Origin of the sequence: Klebsiella planticola ATCC 33531, assembly GCF_000735435.1 — a bacterium.
Classification (GTDB): domain Bacteria; phylum Pseudomonadota; class Gammaproteobacteria; order Enterobacterales; family Enterobacteriaceae; genus Klebsiella; species Klebsiella planticola.
The window spans coordinates 51,087-68,213 of the sequence record NZ_JMPP01000014.1 but is presented as its reverse complement, the minus strand read 5'-3'; the positions used below and the strand labels follow the sequence as shown (position 1 = coordinate 68,213).

The window sequence follows — 17,127 nt, the reverse complement described above, 5'->3', positions numbered from 1 at the left end:
AAGAGACGTAATATGAAAAACGCTGACATGACCACTTTACTTGCCCGGTTTCCTCTGCTGAAGGATCTGGTTGACCTGAAAGAAACCACCTGGTTTAACCCGGCAACCACTTCGCTGGCGGAAGGTTTACCGTACGTTGGCCTGACGGCTGACGATGTTCAGGACGCCCGTGCCCGCCTTGAGCGCTTTGCGCCGTATCTGGCGCAGGCATTCCCGGAAACCGCCGCCACCGGTGGGATTATTGAATCCGAACTGGTCGCTATCCCGGCAATGAAAGCACGGCTGGAGCAGGCGTTTGCCCGGCCCGTCAGCGGCGATCTGCTGCTGAAAAAAGACAGTCATCTGCCGATTTCCGGCTCCATCAAGGCCCGCGGCGGTATTTACGAGGTGCTGACCCACGCCGAAAAGCTGGCGCTGGAAGCGGGGTTACTGACTACCGAAGATGACTATCGCAAGCTGCTGACCCCGGAATTTAAGCAGTTCTTTAGCCAGTACAGCATCGCCGTCGGCTCCACCGGCAACCTGGGGATGTCGATTGGCATCATGAGCGCATGTATCGGTTTTAACGTCACCGTGCATATGTCTGCCGATGCCCGGGCATGGAAAAAAGCGAAGCTGCGCAGCCACGGCGTAACGGTGGTTGAATACGAACAGGATTACGGCGTCGCGGTCGAGCAGGGGCGTAAAGCCGCCGAAGGGGACCCCAACTGCTTCTTTATCGATGATGAGAACTCGCGCACGCTGTTCCTCGGCTATGCCGTCGCAGGCGAGCGCCTGAAAGCGCAGTTTGCCCGCCAGGGACGTGTGGTCGATGCCGATCATCCGCTGTTTGTCTATCTGCCGTGTGGCGTCGGCGGCGGCCCTGGCGGGGTTGCGTTTGGTCTCAAGCTGGCTTTCGGCGACCATGTACACTGTTTCTTTGCTGAACCCACGCACTCTCCTTGTATGTTGCTCGGCGTCCATACCGGCCTGCATGATGAAATTTCGGTCCAGGACCTGGGTATTGATAACCTGACTGCCGCCGATGGCCTGGCCGTGGGTCGGGCTTCCGGATTTGTCGGCAGGGCCATGGAGCGTCTGCTGGATGGCTTCTATACCCTCAGCGACCAGACGATGTACGACATGCTGGGCTGGCTGGCGAAAGCTGAAAATATCCACCTGGAGCCGTCCGCGCTGGCCGGTATGGCCGGACCGCAGCGCGTTTGCGCCAGCGAGGCATATCAGCAGATGCACGGCTTCACGGCCGGCCAAATGGACAACGCCACGCATCTGGTCTGGGCGACCGGCGGCGGCATGGTGCCAGAGGAAGAGATGGCGCAGTATCTGGCGAAAGGGCGTTAATACCACGGGCTCAACGGCGAATGATAAGCCGTTGGGCCCGCTTTCCGCTATGTCACATTCTGCAGAAATAACGCGATCTGCCGCAGGTGCGTAGCCGCAAACATGAGCGATAGCGAAAGGACGGCGACGGCAATGAAAAACTTGTCACGTATCGCCTGCGGCTGAACAAAATCACTTGCGTCAACATCCATCAGATTACGGCGCCGCGTATAGCCCCAGAGCACAATAGCCGCTATCGCCAGTACGCCAATCGATAGCCAGAACAGCACCCCCGCGCTATGCCAGTTATGTTTGATCGCCAGCGCCATCAGCGCCGCGTAGCCCAGCAACGTTCGAAACCAGGCCAGCGATGTCCGCTCCGGCTGCAGCCCCGGATCGCTTTCCCGCCGCGCCCGGCGCCTATCCGCCATAGAGCACCAGCGCCATCACCACCCCCACCACGATCATCAATAAGACGCTAATGACCAGCAGCGTTCTGGTATAAGGCAGATCCTGCTTCAGGCGCATCGCTTTTTCGTTACTCAGCCAGCGCAGGTAGCCATAAATTGCCAGGCCGCCGGCAAACAGACATAGCAACAGCGCCAGCACTTCGCGAATCAGCGGCGTGGCAAAATCCGGCGCCAGCTGATCTAAGCCAACCCCGGCGGCAAGAAAACCTAATGCCGTGCGGATCCACGCCAGAAAAGTACGTTCGTTGGCCAGCGAGAAGCGGTAATCCGGCGCTTCGCCGACGCGAGAAATTTTCATCAGGGTTCCTTGTTCGTAGCGCGAGCAGGCTTCAGCATAGCGTAATTTGTTACGAACAGGGGAGCAGCGAAAGAACCGGCACCCGATGGATGCCGGTTGAGGCGAGGATTAATGCAGTTCCGGCCAGTAGTCTTTGTTGGCCTCAATCAGGTCGTCGAGAATCGCTTTCGCGACGGATGCGCTCGGCACGGTTTTCGACAGCGTAATCGCCTGCCACAGCTTGTGATAAGAGCGATGTTCCCAGGCATCCACCACCAGTTTCTCCACCGCCACCTGCTGGCTCATCATCCCTTTCTGGAAGTTCGGAATATCGCCGACCGTCAGCGGTTCCGGCCCGTTATGGCCAACCAGGCACGGAATTTCCACCATCGCATCAGCGTCAAAATTATGGATAGCGCCATTGTTCGGTACGATCAGCAGCATGCGCTCCTGGGTGTTGAAGGCAATGGCGGTGGCCAGATCCACGATGTATGAAGCGTGCTCATCGATCTCCAGATCGCCGGCAGAAGATTTACCCGCGGCAATAATTGCCCGACAGGCGCTAAAGACATTTTTCTCGCGGTGATCCATGACCTCGTTAGCGCGGGTACGCGCCGGGTTGGAGTGCTCGACGACGTAATCCGGGAACAGGTAATACTTCAGGTAGGTGTTCGGCATGGTATCCGGATCCAGCGCCTGCACATCTTTCGCCTTGGCAAAGGTATCGTTCCAGCTGGCTTCAGTATGCGGATCGTTAGAAGGCGGCACATAACCATATTTCGCTACATGTTCGCGCAGTTTCGGCATCAGATCGTTACCCTGCAGATCCTCAATCGACGTCCACCAGCCGAAGTGGTTCAGCCCGTAGTAACGCACCCGCATCTGTTTACGATCTTTGAGGCCGACAATTTGCGCCATGCGCCCTTCAATGCCGATCGGCATATCGCAGATATTGAGGATTTTCGCATTCGGACGCAGGCGGCGCGTGGCTTCTGCGACGATTGCCGCCGGGTTGGAGTAGTTCAGCATCCAGGCGTTCGGCGAATATTTTTCCATATAGTCCACCAGTTCCAGCACGCCACCGATAGAGCGCATGCCGTAGGCGATACCGCCAGGTCCGCAGGTTTCCTGACCCAGCACGCCGTGGCGCAGCGGGATTTTTTCATCTTTTTCACGCATCGGGTATTTGCCAACGCGGATATGCGCCATAACAAAATCCACGTCGGTAAAGGCCGCCTGCGGGTCGGTGGTATAGCTGAACTCAATTTCCGGCGCCTGCTCTTTAAGAATCACTTTACACGCTTCGGCGATGGTCTCCTGACGCGCGCCGTCGTTGTCATAAAATTTCAGTGCCCGCAGCGGGAAACGGTCCTGGTTTGCTAACAACATCAATACGATACCTGGTGTGAATGTACTGCCGCCGCCTGCGATAACAACTGAGAATTTTTTCATGATACTGCCTCCGTCATGGTGGTTTGTTCGGTCTGTAGAGAATTTTTCATCAGGGATTCCAGCTGGTCGCGAACCTGGGGAACATGCAGGCCCACGATGACCTGAATCCCGTTACCGCGACGCACCACCCCGTGAGCGCCCAGCGCTTTAAAGACGTCGTCGCTTTGTGTTTTCGCCATATCGACCAGCGTGATGCGAAGCCGTGTGGCGCAGTTGTTGACGCATTCGATATTGCTTGCGCCGCCCAGCGCCTGCAGAAAGCCTGCGGCCTGGCCTAATTTGGACTCTGTGGCACCCGCGGCGCTGGTTTTACCGCGCGCCGCCTGATAATCCGCTTTGCTGTAGAGCTTGATTTCACTCTCTTCGCGGCCCGGAGTTTTCAGATTCAGACGCAGGATCAGGGCGCGGAAGATAACGAAGTAGATAGCGGTAAAGCACACCCCGATACCTATCTGGATGAACATCATCGAGGCGTGGTTGTGAAACATGGGGATCCAGTTTTGCGGCAGGAACTGGTCAAGCAGGCCACCGCCGAAGTTGCCGACGACCCCGCACATATACATCACCGTCGCCATCGTCGCCGCCAGCACCGCGTGCACGGCAAACAGCAGCGGGGAGATAAACAGGAAGGTGAATTCCAGCGGTTCGGTAATCCCCACCAGCATGGCGGTCAGCGTCGCCGGGATCAGCAACCCGGCCACTTTGACGCGGTTTTCCGGCGCGGCGGTGAAATAGAGCGCCAGCGCAATCCCGACCGAACCAAAGACCTTGGAGTTGCCGTGCAGGGCGAAACCGCCTTCCGGGAACAGGGCTTTCAGCGGCTCCGTACTCTGGCTGAACTCCTGCAGATGCTGTGCCCAGTAGACCTGGATACCGCCTTCCACCACCGCCGGGCCAAAAATAAACGGTCCGTAGACAAAGTGATGCAGGCCTGTGGGAATCAGAATGCGCTCAAGGAAAATATAAACCCAGACCCCTAGCGCTCCGGCAGAGCGTAAAAAAGCCTGCAGCGATTCAATGCCCATCTGCACCTTTGGCCACCCCAGCAGCGTTAACCAGGCGCAGGGGATCATCGCCAGGAAGGCAACGATAACGACAAATGAAGAGCCCTGGAAAATACCGAGGAATACCGGCAGCGGTTTATCAAAATAGCGGTTATGTAGCGCGGTGACGATCCCGGAAATCACGATCGCACCGATGATACTGGTATCCAGCGTTTTAATGCCGGCAATCATCGTCAGGCCACTACCGGCGGTGGGGTCGGCAGAAAAATCGACGCCGAAAAAGTGGCCCCAGGTCATGCCCATGGCGTTGATGAAGTAGTTCCACGTCAGGAAACTCACCAGCACGGCAAGGCAAGCTCGTCCCTGCGCCTGTTTCGCGAGGCCAATCGGTAAGCCGACGGCAAAAATCAGCGGCATGTTACGAAATACCGTCCAGCCGCCTTCTTCAATAATGTGAACAATCTGGGCAAATAAACTATCAGGTGCTGTCAGCGCTTCGCCGACAAACATCGGGTTGCGCAGCATAATGGCAATACCCACCACGATCCCGGCGAAAGGAAACAGTAAAACCGGGGTAAACATGGCACCGCCAAAACGTTGTATTTGACTGAGCATTTTAAAATCCTCATTTAACAACCAGTAGGGTAAGAGGCCTTATTTGTCTTGAGTATCGGCCTAAAGCGAGAATAGGAATTTACCCGTCCGACAACATGCGATGGCGTTGCGATTCGTGATCGCTTTCATGGTTTTAATTTCCACAATGTTGTCTACTTTTTTAAGTAAAAATAGACATCATGAATTACGCTGATTAAAACATCAGGGTGAATTAATCATATCTTTATGTATTTAAAGTAATTATTAATAACATCCATTGGTAACAATGCCTTTTGAAAAGTGGAACAGAGGTCTACTGGTGATCTATAAATCCATCGCAGACAGATTGCGCCTTCGGCTGAATTCCTCCGATTTCAATGTCGGCAGCCCGCTGCCGGGAGAGAAAAAACTGGCAGAAGAGTTCGGCGTGGCGCGGATGACAATCCGCAAAGCTATCGAACTGCTGATTAGCTGGGGGCTGGTCGTTCGCCGCCACGGATCCGGCACCTTTGTCGCCCGTAAAGATGTGCATCACGAGACCACTAACCTCACCGGTCTGGCGGAAGTGTTACGCAAGCAAGGTAAAGAGGTGGTCAGCGAGGTGCTGATCTTCGAAGTCATGCCGGCGCCGCCGGCAATTGCCAGCCAGCTACGGATACAAATCAATGAACGGATCTACTTTTCACGCCGGGTGCGTTACGTGGACGGCAAACCTCTGATGCTGGAAGACAGCTATATGCCGGTCAAACTGTTCCGTAACCTGTCGCTGGTGCATCTGGAAGGGTCAAAATTCGATTACATTGAGAAAGAGTGCGGGATAACCATTAGCGGTAACTATGAAAGCCTGACGCCGGTGCTGGCGGACAAGCAGCTGGCCCGGTCAATGAATGTGCCGGAACAGACGCCGCTGCTGCGGATTACCTCGCTTTCCTACAGCGACAGCGGTGAGTTTCTGAACTATTCGGTGATGTTCCGCAACGCCAGTGAATACCAGGTGGACTACCATCTGCGGCGCGTCCACCTGGAGACGCCGTTAACTCATCCCCCAGAACAACACGGCCAGTAGCTGCGGCGTAATGATGCGCAAAAACATCACCAGCGGATAGACCGTGGCATACGAGAGCGCCGCGGCTCCGCTGGTGGCATGCAGATTGTTGGCGAACGCCAGTGCCGGTGGGTCGGTCATCGACCCGGCCAGCATGCCGCACAGGGTCAGGTAGTTCATCTTCAGCAGCAGCCGCGCCAGAATGCCTACCGTTAGCAGCGGAATCGCGGTAATAAAAATGCCGTAGGCAATCCAGCTCAGCCCGTCGCCTGCGGTCAGCGTTTCGACAAAATCACCGCCGGACTTCAGCCCGACGACCGCCAGAAAGAGCACAATCCCCAGCTCACGCAGCGCGAGGTTGGCGCTCGGCGGCATAAACCAGTAGAGCTTCCCGATACTGCCGATTCGCCCGAGGATCAGCGCCATAATCAGCGGGCCACCGGCCAGCCCCAGCTTCAACGCCACCGGGAAGCCGGGAACAAACAGCGGGACAGACCCCAGCAAAACCCCCAGGCCAATGCCGATAAACACCGGCAGCATCTGAACCTGCTGCAATTTTTGCTGTGCGTTACCCAGCTCGGCGGCAACCGCATCAATGGCTTCCGGACGGCCAACCAGGTTAAGAATATCACCGAATTGCAGGCTGGCATGGCTGCTGGCCACCAGCTCAACCCCGGCGCGATTAAGCCGCGAAATCACCACGTCATAACGCTGTTTAAAATGCAGGTCGCGGATCCGCTTACCTAATACCTTCTCATTGGTGACCACTACCCGCTCAACTTTCAAATCGGTGCCGCGGGTTGAAAGCGAGGTGGAAACTTCCTTACCGATAACCAGCTGCGCGTTGTGCAAATCCTCCGGGCGCCCGACCAGGTGCAGGAGGTCGCCGGTTTGAATTAAGGTCCCCGGAGCCGGCACCATCAGCAGATCATCACGTTTAAGACGGGAGCAAATCAGCTTATCGCTGTTGAGCATCGGCACGTCCTGAATCGCCATATTGTTCAGGTTCGGGTTTTCAACCCGGACGTTAATCGTTTGCAGAACCGCGTGTCCGTTCCCGCTGCTCTCATCAAACTGCTGAGCCTCTTTTTCGACGTTAACGCGAAAGAACAGACGCACCAGCCACATGGTCAGCAAAATGCCGCAAATACCAAACGGATAGGCCATGGCATAGCTCATCCCCATCTGATCGACAACGTCAAACGGTACGCCAAGATCGCGCAGAATTTGCTGCCCGGCCCCCAGCGCTGGCGTATTAGTGACTGCGCCGGAGAAAATACCGAGCACCACCGGCAGCGGGATATCAAAGAGCTTATGCAGCACTGCGGTCACCAGCCCCCCAAGGATGACAATCAGGATGGCAAAGAGATTGAGCCGTAGCCCGGAGACGCGCAGCGAGGCGAAGAAACCCGGCCCCACCTGGATGCCGATGGTATAGACGAAGAGAATCAGGCCAAATTCCTGAATAAAGTGCAGCATCGGGCTGCTAAGCGCGATACCCGCCTGGTCCACAAAGTGGCCAACGATAATGCCGCCAAACAGCACGCCGCCAATGCCAAACCCGACGCCGCGAATTTTGACATTGCCGATCCACAATCCGACTACCGCCACCAGCGCCAGAACGCTAACGGTCAATGCTATATCACTCATCGTCTGTTCCCTGTGAATAACATTATCAATATCATGGATTATGGCTTAAGCCTCCGGGCCTGTATGCAGCCTGGCGCACAATAATCGGCGGGTCATCTGAACGGTGTAGATCGGCGGGAAACGGCGGGCTGCCCTTTATAACGGCCAAAAAAAAGCCCCGATCATCGGGGCTTTCTCTGTCGTTTCGACTTAGCTGTCGAGCGCCGGACGCTCGCTAATCGCGATACGCTGCGGGATAACCACTTCCGGCTCGTTACGGGTTAAATCAATGTGCAGCAACCCGTTATTGAATGTGGCACCGGAGACTTCCATATTTTCCGCCAGGGTAAAGCTCAGGCTAAAGGCCTGACTGACTAACCCCTGGTGCAGCCATTTCGTTTCTTTGTCAGCCTGCTGCGGCGTACCTTTCACGCTCAGGCGCGTCCCTTCCAGCTGAATATCCAGATCTTCCTGACGGAAACCGGCCAGCGCAAGGGTAATGCGATAGTGGTTATCGTCGCTTTTTTCAATGTTATACGGCGGGAAGCTCTGGCTTTCGCTGGTGGTTTGCAGTGCATTGGCCAGTTTGTCAAAACCGATCCATTGACGCAGCAGTGGGGATAAATCGTAGTTACGCATAATGTATTTCTCCTTCTATGAAGCGAGTTAATCTCTGCAAATCCTGTGGATTCGCATTTGCCCCCTGACGGCGAGCAAGTTGGCAGTATCGGGCCGCACGGCGACCCGGATAAAATTAGTTAATTTCGATACGGCGCGGTTTGTCCGCTTCCGGAATCACGCGTTCCAGATCGATATACAGCAAGCCGTTCACCAGGTTTGCACCGCGGATATGGATATTTTCCGCCAACTGGAATTTGCGCTCAAAGTTGCGTTCCGCAATGCCCTGATAAAGATAGGTACGTTCTTTCTGCTCGGTTGCATGGGCGCCTTTGACGACCAGCAAATTATCCTGCGCGGTGATCTCCAGTTCGCTCTCGGCAAAACCGGCCACGGCAATAGCGATGCGATAATGGTTTTCATCTACCAGCTCGACGTTATACGGAGGGTAGCCGCCATTACTCTGACTCTGATTGTTTTCTAACAGATTAAAAAGGCGGTCAAAACCAATAGCAGAACGATACAGCGGAGAGAGATCGAAATTACGCATAATAAAAAGCTCCTGAAATCAGCGAGAATTTATGACCTTCCATCATGGACAGGTCGTCATTACCCGGAATACCCCGCAGGCGTATCCTCATCGGGTCACATTTCTAAAATGTGGCTCATTCCGCCGTTTTCAAGCGCGAAAAACCATTTTTTTTTGCAGTTTCCTGTCGATTGCTTAGACTGGGTGGAAAGCACAAAAGGCAAAATGCGATGCCTGCCACAGTGCGGTGCAATAACGCTAGGCATTCATGGAATGGCTCGATATAACCGATATGAAGGTTACCTCAATGCCCGAAACAACGATGGAAGAATGATGAAAAGCGGTCTGTTAAAGCTGGTCCTGTTCAGCGGGATGGTGGGTTTGAGCGGTTGCTCCAGCGTGATGTCACATACCGGTGGAAAGGAAGGAACCTATCCGGGAACTCGCGCCAGCGCTCAAATGCTGGGAAACAGTGATGCCAACTGGGGAACAAAATCCCTGGTCGCACTCGATATGCCCTTCACGGCGGTGATGGACACGCTGCTGCTGCCGTGGGATATGTTCCGTACCGACAGCTCGATAAAATCACGCGTCGAGAAAAGTGAGAAGAGCTCGCTGGCGACCAACGCCGTGATTCCACCAGCGGCCATGCCAGCGCCTTGATTTAAAACTCGACGTCGGTTATCCACAGCTGGCGATAGCCATTCACATCTTGCATCCAGGCAAGGTGTTTCCCGTCCGGTGAAAACACCACAGCATCCGCTGAAGGTGGGTTTTCATGATCGGCAGTCAAAAATGTAATTTCACCGCTCCGGGCATGACAGATAGCCATGCGGTTATCCAGCACAAATCCCAGCCACTCCCCTGACGGGTGCCAGTTAAAAGCCGATTGAATATCATTAACATTGTGGGTTAACTGCCGCAGATCGCGCCCCTGGGGGGAGATCAGCCAGAGTTGCACCACTCCCGCCTCGTCGCGCATCAGGAAGGCAATCTGCGTTGCCTGCGGGTTGGCCCGCACCCAGTGCCGCGGCGTATTGACCAGCCCCGGATAGCGTCGATGGTGAGTAAACGTTAAACGTCGCTGCATCACTCCGGCCGGCGGTGCAGGCATGGTGGTCTCCGTACCGGCCAGCGGCGTATCGCCCGGTTGCTTCCAGCCCCGCTCGCTCTCCGGGAGCGTCACAATAAACAGCTCAGGGATTCTGGCGCCATTGGTCGACAGCGTATCGCCGATAAATGCCAGCGCATGGTTCCCCACCCAGCCTTCTTCATAGGCGCGGTTAATCTCATCGCTGCCCGGCACCGGCGTCGGCGTTGTCCGGCTGACCAGCACGCTCCAGTGGCTGCCGCCATATTCACGCGGATGCTGCCCGTGCGGTGAGACCGGGCCATAAGGGGTCGCGACGCCGACGTTTCGCAGGTCAAGGGAGGCCGAACGTTGGTGCAGGACATGATCGTTATAAGTAAAGCTGACGAACTGCCCGTTTGGACTATAGACATGGACATGGCTGCCGCCGCGCAGCGCGCCCGGCGTATACGGTGCGGTGATATCCATCGCCTCAAGGTTGTGCGTCGCGCCCTGATACGTCACCACGCCGCGGCGATGGTGAAAATCATACTGCCAGTTTTCATCCGGGTGTTCCGGACCATGTATAAAGACGTATTTATCCATCGCAGGATGAACGGTCACCACACCAACATGCGCCCCGTGTTCCGCACCATAGAGGATCTCTACGGCCCCGGTTTGCACATTAACCCGTTCAATCGTCTTTCCGGTAAAGGAGGCTCCCGACGGACGAACGTCAAAGGCCAGCCACTGGCTGTCCGCAGTCCAGGTGCGCGTGTTGGTTAGCTGATGATGGCGGGGAGCAAAGGTGACTTGTTTCATAGAGATACCCTGATGCACAACGTTCATATCAGGGTATAGCATCGGACAGAATTAACCTACACGTTTAACATCGCCCGCCGGCAGGATACAGGAGTTGCCCCCGGCAACGCGATTGCGGCACTACAGACCAGAACCGGGCCGGGATAACGCGCACAAACCAGGCAAGCGCAGGAAAACGTTGCTTATTCCCGCTTTAGTGGTGTCGAATCGCGCCTGAATATGAGCGGATGTTCCAGCCCGAATGCAGCGACCGACGTCGACTATGGCGATGTAAACCACGAGAGTAAACCGCGACACCACGGTACTTCTGCAGGTGGATTCACAAGGACAGAACCCGACATCAGAAGGCTTCACCGACCTGGAAGTAAAAGCCGCTGCTGCCTTTGCCGATACCATAGTCGAGGCGAATATTCACCCGCGGTTTAAATTCAAAGCGATAGCCAACGCCCGCCGTCGGTAGCCAACGGCCGTCATTCAGAGAATCAACGGAAGGTCCCATCGTCCCTGCGCCAACCCAGGCAACAATGCCATGGCGCCAGGTAAGCTGGCGACGATACTCCAGCTGGGTGCTCAGCACATTTTTATCGCGATAGCGCCCCTGATAATAGCCGCGCATGCGCTCATCGCTGCCGAGAAGCGGCAGCATGCTCCACGGTACATCGCCGTGGGTAAATACTCCGTCGCTCTCCCACGCCAGGACGCTTTTTTCGCTGAGCGCGGTGTAGCGGCTGTAGTGAAGATGCCATTCATCAAATCGGGTATCGCTCCCCAGCCCCGGAGCATAGTGGGTATAGCGGAGGTCCGCATACTGGCCCTGGCGAGGGTTCGGAACAAAATCCCGATCGTCCCAGTTCACATCGATGCTGAAGCCAGAACTGAATACCGAGGGCCCCTGAGGAGTGCTTTCAATTTTGGGCAAATCGTCGCGGTCCGTCTCATCGGCATTCTGGGCGGCCAGTGACCAGCCCACGCCAAGATACATATTGTCCACCAGCTGTCGATATACGGTGGGCCGCAGCGTCAGTACCTGCGCGGTATATTTCTCTTTGCCACCGTCGTTATCGGCGGCAGTGAAACCTTGTCCCCAGTAATACGTTGGCGTATTGGCCAGCGAACCTTCGACAAAGATGCGCCAGAGATCGTCGGCAAAAAAGGCGTAGTTTTTTACGCTAATACCAAATGCGCCGGTGGAACTGGCGTAGCCGCTGAGCGTTAACGTCGAATTTTGACTGACGGTATCGCCGGGATCGGGGCGATACATGCCAACCATTGCGGTGCCGATTCCCAGACCTAGCTCCGGCGTGTAGAACGGCCCGGGCATCACGCCCCAGTCGATCCCTTTCGAAGCATCAAACTGGTCGCTGGCCCCCAGGTTTTTCAGCCAGTCATCAATATGTTCCTGGCTCAACGCCTGCGCCTGCCCGATAAAAGAGCATGCGGTACAACACAGAATGACGCTACGCAGCGTGCTCAAAAACGTTTCTCTCCGAGATAAAGGTGATGACGGCCGGCAATACGAAACCGCGTCGGGTTTGATTATAGTTGGCATCCGGCGTGGCTTTTTCGAGGGCGGTACGGGTTCATCGATATAAGAAGGAAAGCTTATCGAATTTGCAGCAATGAAGGGGAGACTTCTGTGCGGACTGGCGTGCGGTGAGGCAAAAATGCCCTAAGCGGTTAATTTAATGCATCATCAAGGCAGAATCAGGCCCGAAAACGCCGGGCCTGAAGATCGGGTCAGGATAAAACGTACTTCTCAATCGCCCAGGCTACACCATCTTCAAGGTTCGATTTGGTGATGAAGTTGGCGGCTTCCTTCACGCTCGGAATCGCGTTATCCATCGCCACGCCGACGCCGGCAAACTCAATCATCGCAATGTCGTTTTCCTGATCGCCAATCGCCATGATCTCTTCCTGCTTGATATTCAGCGCATCGGCCAGAGACTTCACGCCGGTTCCTTTATTGACGCGCTTATCGAGGATTTCGAGGAAGTACGGCGCGCTTTTCAGCACGGTATACTTCTCTTTGACTTCCGCCGGGATGCGGGCGATAGCCTGGTCAAGGATTGCCGGCTCATCGATCATCATCACCTTCAGCAGCTGGATATTCGGGTCCATATTTTCTGCTTCGCAGAAGACCAGTGGAATCGTCGCCACGTAGGATTCATGCACCGTGTAGTAGCTCACATCGCGGTTCGCGGTGTATAGCGTATTGCGATCGAGAGCATGGAAGTGAGAGCCAACATCGCGGGAAAGCTGTTCAAGATAGCGGTAGTCATCATAGCTCAGCGCTGTTTGCGCCACGGTACTGCCGTCGCTTGCCTTCTGTACTAATGCGCCGTTGTAGGTGATGCAGTAGTCTCCCGGCTGCTCCATGTGCAGCTCTTTCAGATAGCTATGCACACCGGCATACGGCCGGCCGGTGGTGAGCACAACGTTGACGCCACGCGCGCGCGCCGCGGCAATCGCGGTTTTAACAGCAGGAGAGATGGTATGGTCAGGCAGCAGCAGCGTACCGTCCATATCAATTGCAATCAGTTTAATAGCCATGAGATCCCCAGGTAAGATGAGTCCTGGGCCATGCTAACGCGATTCCGCTCAAAAAACAGCAACAGAAGAAGGGGAAAACGAGGATAGGATCGAAACGAGGAATTCCTCTTTTAGGCCGGAGGAACGCCCGGATAGTGGCGCGAGGCGCCCTGTCCGGGCAACATATTCCGCAACCCCGGCCGGCATCGCGCCACCGGGGACCAGAAGATGAGCTTAGATATCGATGTTCGCCGCTTTCAGGGCGTTTTCTTCGATAAAGGCGCGGCGCGGTTCTACGGCATCGCCCATCAGGGTGGTGAACAGCTGATCGGCAGCAATCGCATCCTTCACGGTTACGCGCAGCATACGACGGCTATCTGGATCCATCGTGGTTTCCCACAGCTGATCCGGGTTCATCTCGCCCAGCCCTTTATAGCGCTGGATAGACAGACCACGACGGGACTCTTTCACCAGCCAGTCCAGCGCCTGCTCGAAGCTGGCTACCGGTTGACGGCGTTCGCCACGTTCGATAAACGCGTCGTCTTCGATAAGCCCACGCAGTTTCTCGCCCAGCGTGCAAATACGACGATACTCACCGCCGGTGATAAACTCGTGATCCAGCGGATAGTCGGTGTCCACGCCGTGGGTACGCACGCGGATAACCGGTTCGAACAGATGCAGCTCGGCATTTTCGTGAACATCGAATTTCCACAGGCTGCCGTGCTGCTCTTTCTCATTCAGATCGGTCACCAGCGAATTCACCCAACGGGTTACGGTCTGCTCATCGGACAGATCGGCTTCGTTCAACGTCGGCTGATAAATCAGCTCTTTCAGCAGCGCTTTCGGGAAGCGACGCTCCATGCGAACAATCATTTTCTGCGTCGCATTGAACTCGGCAACCAGTTTCTCTAATGGTTCACCCGCCAGGGCCGGGGCGCTGGCATTGGTGTGCAGGGTTGCGCCATCAAGGGCGATAGAGATCTGGTATTGATCCATCGCTTCATCGTCTTTGATGTACTGTTCCTGTTTGCCTTTCTTCACTTTGTACAGCGGCGGCTGGGCAATGTAGACATGGCCACGTTCAACAATTTCAGGCATCTGACGGTAGAAGAAGGTCAACAGCAGAGTACGAATGTGCGAGCCGTCGACGTCCGCATCGGTCATGATGATGATGCTGTGATAACGCAGTTTATCCGGGTTGTACTCATCGCGACCGATGCCGCAGCCCAGCGCGGTAATCAGCGTCGCCACTTCCTGAGAAGAGAGCATTTTATCGAAGCGGGCTTTCTCGACGTTGAGGATTTTACCCTTCAGCGGCAGGATTGCCTGGTTCTTACGGTTACGACCCTGCTTCGCAGAACCGCCCGCTGAGTCCCCTTCCACGAGGTACAGTTCGGAGAGCGCCGGGTCGCGTTCCTGGCAATCTGCCAGTTTACCCGGCAGGCCTGCCAGGTCCAGCGCGCCTTTACGGCGGGTCATTTCACGTGCACGACGCGCGGCTTCACGCGCGCGGGCCGCATCAATAATTTTGCCGACCACGATTTTGGCGTCAGACGGGTTTTCCAGCAGATATTCATTCAGCAGTTCGTTCATCTGCTGCTCTACCGCCGTTTTCACCTCGGAGGAAACCAGTTTGTCTTTGGTCTGTGAGGAGAACTTCGGATCCGGAACCTTCACGGAAACCACGGCAATCAGGCCTTCACGCGCATCGTCGCCGGTGGCACTGACCTTCGCTTTTTTGCTGTAGCCTTCTTTATCCATGTAGGCGTTCAGGGTACGGGTCATCGCCGCACGGAAGCCCGCCAGGTGCGTACCGCCGTCGCGCTGTGGAATGTTGTTGGTAAAGCAGTAGATGTTCTCCTGGAAACCGTCGTTCCACTGCAGCGCGACTTCAACGCCAATACCGTCTTTTTCGGTGGAGAAATAGAAGATATTCGGATGGATCGGCGTTTTGTTCTTGTTGAGATACTCAACGAACGCCTTGATGCCGCCTTCGTAGTGGAAATGGTCTTCTTTGCCGTCACGCTTGTCGCGCAGGCGGATAGACACCCCTGAGTTCAGGAATGACAGCTCACGCAGGCGTTTTGCCAGGATTTCGTATTCGAATTCGATGACGTTGGTGAAGGTTTCATAGCTCGGCCAGAAACGCACCATGGTACCGGTTTTTTCGGTATCACCGGTTACGGCCAGCGGTGCCTGCGGTACGCCGTGGGCGTAGATCTGGCGGTGAATCTTGTTGTCGCGCTGAATCACCAGCTCCAGTTTCTGTGACAGGGCGTTAACTACAGAGACGCCCACGCCGTGCAGACCACCGGAGACTTTATAGGAGTTATCATCAAATTTACCGCCTGCGTGCAGTACGGTCATGATGACTTCAGCTGCCGACACACCCTCTTCCGGGTGAATACCGGTCGGAATACCGCGGCCATCGTCCTGTACGGAGACAGAGTTATCGCTATGGATAGTGACAACGATGTCTTTACAGTAACCTGCGAGCGCTTCGTCGATAGCGTTATCCACAACCTCGAATACCATGTGGTGCAGACCGGTGCCGTCATCCGTGTCGCCGATATACATACCCGGGCGCTTACGCACCGCATCCAGCCCTTTCAGGACTTTGATACTGGAGGAGTCATAAGAATTCGACATCAACGTTTCTCGCTCATTTAAACTTAGGTTAATCCGTTATTTTACCCTTTTCCACGGTGAACATCTTCGAATTTTTGTCCGACATGTCCATTACGTGTTCAGCGCCGATCGCGCTGACGAAAACCTGCGACTGCGTGGCTTTTAAGCGGCTGGCAAGCAGTCCGCGCCGCGCGTCATCAAGTTCCGAGGCAAAATCATCTATCAGATACAGACAGCGTCTCCCGCTTTCGCGGGTTAAAAACTCGCCCTGCGCCAGTCGTAGCGCGCACATCAGGAGTTTAAGCTGCCCACGTGACAAAGTATCTTCGACCGGCGCACCATCGGCACGAATGCGGAAATCCGCTTTGTGCGGGCCGTGGGCGGTGTAGGTCAGCATGCGGTCACGCTCGAAGTTTCTCTCCAGCACTTCGGAATAATCCGTTTCTTTCTCCCAGCCGCGCTGGAATGAGAAGGTCAGAGAGAATTCAGGTAAAAACTGTTTACAGGTATCCGCCATGTCTTCGACGATCGCGGCGCTATATTCGGCACGCCAGCGGCTGATTTGTTCCGCCAGCGGAATCAGTTCCAGATCCCAGGGACGTATCTGCGCATAGCGGCTGACCTGGCGCAGCGCGGCATTACGCTGCTTCAACAAGCGCTTCAGATTGCTCCAGGCGGTAAAGAATCCGGCTTCGTTGTGAAAGCATCCCCAGTCAAGGAACGCTCTTCTGTATTTGGGGCCGCCGTTGAGTAATGTAAACCCCTCCGGCGTAATCAGCTGCATCGGCATCAGGTGCGCCAGTTCCGCCACTTTGTGGCCGTCGCTACCGTCAATACGAACCTTGCTGTCGCCCTGTTTATCTTTAGTCAGGCCAATGGAGATTTCACGCTCTTCGCCCTGCAGGCGTCCGTGCAGCACGAACGACTCCTGCTCATGGCGAATCACCCGGCCAATTTGCAAGCTGCGAAACGCCCGACCGTGGCCGAGCGTATAGATGGCCTCGAGCACACTGGTTTTGCCGCTGCCGTTGGCGCCAACCAGAAAGTTAAAGCCGGGAGATAAGGCGAGATCCGCATTTTCAATGTTGCGGAAATCTTTGATCAGGAGTCGGGATAGCGACATAGTCAGCTCATAACCAGG

The 17,127-nt window shown here is 55.5% G+C and carries 15 protein-coding genes and 1 other annotated feature; of the genes, 3 read left to right on the top strand and 12 right to left on the bottom strand.

The features are described from left to right. Positions 1–12 precede the first annotated feature (12 nt). Positions 13–1,341 carry a D-serine ammonia-lyase gene (dsdA, locus tag GRPL_RS20955; protein ID WP_032698489.1) on the top strand — a complete coding sequence of 443 codons (1,329 nt, stop codon included), beginning with the start codon at positions 13–15 and terminating at the stop codon, positions 1,339–1,341. Between the two features lie 47 nt (positions 1,342–1,388). Here dsdA and GRPL_RS20960 read toward each other — a convergent pair whose 3' ends face one another. The 4 genes from GRPL_RS20960 to GRPL_RS20975 form a co-directional block, all read right to left on the bottom strand. Next, positions 1,389–1,751, bottom strand: a complete 363-nt coding sequence (locus GRPL_RS20960; protein ID WP_032690178.1) for a DUF202 domain-containing protein — start codon at positions 1,749–1,751, stop codon at positions 1,389–1,391. Continuing rightward, positions 1,741–2,088, bottom strand: coding sequence for a YidH family protein (locus GRPL_RS20965; protein WP_032690177.1), 348 nt, complete (start codon positions 2,086–2,088; stop codon positions 1,741–1,743). The genes GRPL_RS20960 and GRPL_RS20965 overlap by 11 nt, the downstream gene beginning before the upstream one ends. A 108-nt stretch (positions 2,089–2,196) precedes the next feature. Continuing rightward, a complete protein-coding gene (locus tag GRPL_RS20970; RefSeq protein WP_004869142.1) occupies positions 2,197–3,519 on the bottom strand; it encodes a 6-phospho-alpha-glucosidase in 1,323 nt (440 codons plus the stop codon). Then, positions 3,516–5,138, bottom strand: a complete 1,623-nt coding sequence (locus tag GRPL_RS20975; RefSeq protein WP_004869143.1) for an alpha-glucoside-specific PTS transporter subunit IIBC — start codon at positions 5,136–5,138, stop codon at positions 3,516–3,518. Before GRPL_RS20975 ends, GRPL_RS20970 begins: the two co-directional genes overlap by 4 nt. Before the next feature lie 298 nt (positions 5,139–5,436). Here GRPL_RS20975 and GRPL_RS20980 point away from each other — a divergent pair, with 298 nt between their 5' ends. Further along, positions 5,437–6,183 carry a GntR family transcriptional regulator gene (locus tag GRPL_RS20980; protein WP_032698487.1) on the top strand — a complete coding sequence of 249 codons (747 nt, stop codon included), beginning with the start codon at positions 5,437–5,439 and terminating at the stop codon, positions 6,181–6,183. Here GRPL_RS20980 and GRPL_RS20985 read toward each other — a convergent pair. From GRPL_RS20985 to ibpA, 3 genes are all read right to left on the bottom strand, one after another. Further along, entirely contained in the window at positions 6,151–7,812 is a 1,662-nt protein-coding gene (locus tag GRPL_RS20985; RefSeq protein WP_032690176.1) for a putative transporter, read from the bottom strand. The two genes, GRPL_RS20980 and GRPL_RS20985, sit on opposite strands and share 33 nt — an antisense overlap. 189 nt (positions 7,813–8,001) lie before the next feature. Next, on the bottom strand, positions 8,002–8,430 hold the full coding sequence (ibpB, locus tag GRPL_RS20990; RefSeq protein WP_015585468.1) for a small heat shock chaperone IbpB: 429 nt from the start codon (positions 8,428–8,430) through the stop codon (positions 8,002–8,004). A 115-nt stretch (positions 8,431–8,545) separates the two neighbouring features. Next, positions 8,546–8,959, bottom strand: coding sequence for a small heat shock chaperone IbpA (gene ibpA, locus GRPL_RS20995; RefSeq protein WP_004869150.1), 414 nt, complete (start codon positions 8,957–8,959; stop codon positions 8,546–8,548). Continuing rightward, positions 8,953–9,026: a sequence feature (ROSE (Repression Of Heat Shock gene Expression) occurs in the 5'-region of heat shock genes and acts as an RNA thermometer to modulate expression.), on the bottom strand. It overlaps the preceding gene by 7 nt. A 242-nt stretch (positions 9,027–9,268) precedes the next feature. On the opposite strand from ibpA, the gene GRPL_RS21000 reads away from it, so the two are divergent. Continuing rightward, positions 9,269–9,601, top strand: coding sequence for a YceK/YidQ family lipoprotein (locus GRPL_RS21000; protein ID WP_032690175.1), 333 nt, complete (start codon positions 9,269–9,271; stop codon positions 9,599–9,601). 1 nt (position 9,602) lies between these two features. Here the strand turns inward: GRPL_RS21000 and GRPL_RS21005 are convergent, their stop codons facing one another. The 5 genes from GRPL_RS21005 to recF form a co-directional block, all read right to left on the bottom strand. Continuing rightward, positions 9,603–10,829: a YidR family protein gene (locus tag GRPL_RS21005; protein ID WP_032697061.1), complete on the bottom strand. Its 1,227-nt coding sequence runs from the start codon at positions 10,827–10,829 to the stop codon at positions 9,603–9,605. Positions 10,830–11,169: 340 nt separating this feature from the next. After that, the gene (locus GRPL_RS21010; protein ID WP_046853304.1) at positions 11,170–12,303 is read right to left on the bottom strand and encodes a BamA/TamA family outer membrane protein; all 1,134 of its coding nucleotides are present in this window, start codon (positions 12,301–12,303) and stop codon (positions 11,170–11,172) included. A 263-nt stretch (positions 12,304–12,566) separates the two neighbouring features. After that, positions 12,567–13,379 (bottom strand): sugar-phosphatase, encoded by an 813-nt coding sequence (gene yidA, locus GRPL_RS21015; protein WP_032690173.1) that lies wholly within the window; start codon positions 13,377–13,379, stop codon positions 12,567–12,569. Between the two features lie 213 nt (positions 13,380–13,592). Further along, positions 13,593–16,007: a DNA topoisomerase (ATP-hydrolyzing) subunit B gene (gene gyrB, locus GRPL_RS21020; protein WP_004869170.1), complete on the bottom strand. Its 2,415-nt coding sequence runs from the start codon at positions 16,005–16,007 to the stop codon at positions 13,593–13,595. A gap of 28 nt (positions 16,008–16,035) precedes the next feature. Beyond that, positions 16,036–17,109, bottom strand: coding sequence for a DNA replication/repair protein RecF (gene recF / locus GRPL_RS21025; RefSeq protein ID WP_032690172.1), 1,074 nt, complete (start codon positions 17,107–17,109; stop codon positions 16,036–16,038). Positions 17,110–17,127 lie beyond the last annotated feature (18 nt).

Coding starts and splice junctions, on each gene's coding strand:
- dsdA (WP_032698489.1), top strand. CDS start 13: ATGAAAAACGCTGACATGACCACTTTACTTGCCCGGTTTCCTCTGCTG.
- GRPL_RS20960 (WP_032690178.1), bottom strand. CDS start 1,751: ATGGCGGATAGGCGCCGGGCGCGGCGGGAAAGCGATCCGGGGCTGCAG.
- GRPL_RS20965 (WP_032690177.1), bottom strand. CDS start 2,088: ATGAAAATTTCTCGCGTCGGCGAAGCGCCGGATTACCGCTTCTCGCTG.
- GRPL_RS20970 (WP_004869142.1), bottom strand. CDS start 3,519: ATGAAAAAATTCTCAGTTGTTATCGCAGGCGGCGGCAGTACATTCACA.
- GRPL_RS20975 (WP_004869143.1), bottom strand. CDS start 5,138: ATGCTCAGTCAAATACAACGTTTTGGCGGTGCCATGTTTACCCCGGTT.
- GRPL_RS20985 (WP_032690176.1), bottom strand. CDS start 7,812: ATGAGTGATATAGCATTGACCGTTAGCGTTCTGGCGCTGGTGGCGGTA.
- ibpB (WP_015585468.1), bottom strand. CDS start 8,430: ATGCGTAACTACGATTTATCCCCACTGCTGCGTCAATGGATCGGTTTT.
- ibpA (WP_004869150.1), bottom strand. CDS start 8,959: ATGCGTAATTTCGATCTCTCTCCGCTGTATCGTTCTGCTATTGGTTTT.
- GRPL_RS21000 (WP_032690175.1), top strand. CDS start 9,269: ATGATGAAAAGCGGTCTGTTAAAGCTGGTCCTGTTCAGCGGGATGGTG.
- GRPL_RS21005 (WP_032697061.1), bottom strand. CDS start 10,829: ATGAAACAAGTCACCTTTGCTCCCCGCCATCATCAGCTAACCAACACG.
- yidA (WP_032690173.1), bottom strand. CDS start 13,379: ATGGCTATTAAACTGATTGCAATTGATATGGACGGTACGCTGCTGCTG.
- gyrB (WP_004869170.1), bottom strand. CDS start 16,007: ATGTCGAATTCTTATGACTCCTCCAGTATCAAAGTCCTGAAAGGGCTG.
- recF (WP_032690172.1), bottom strand. CDS start 17,109: ATGTCGCTATCCCGACTCCTGATCAAAGATTTCCGCAACATTGAAAAT.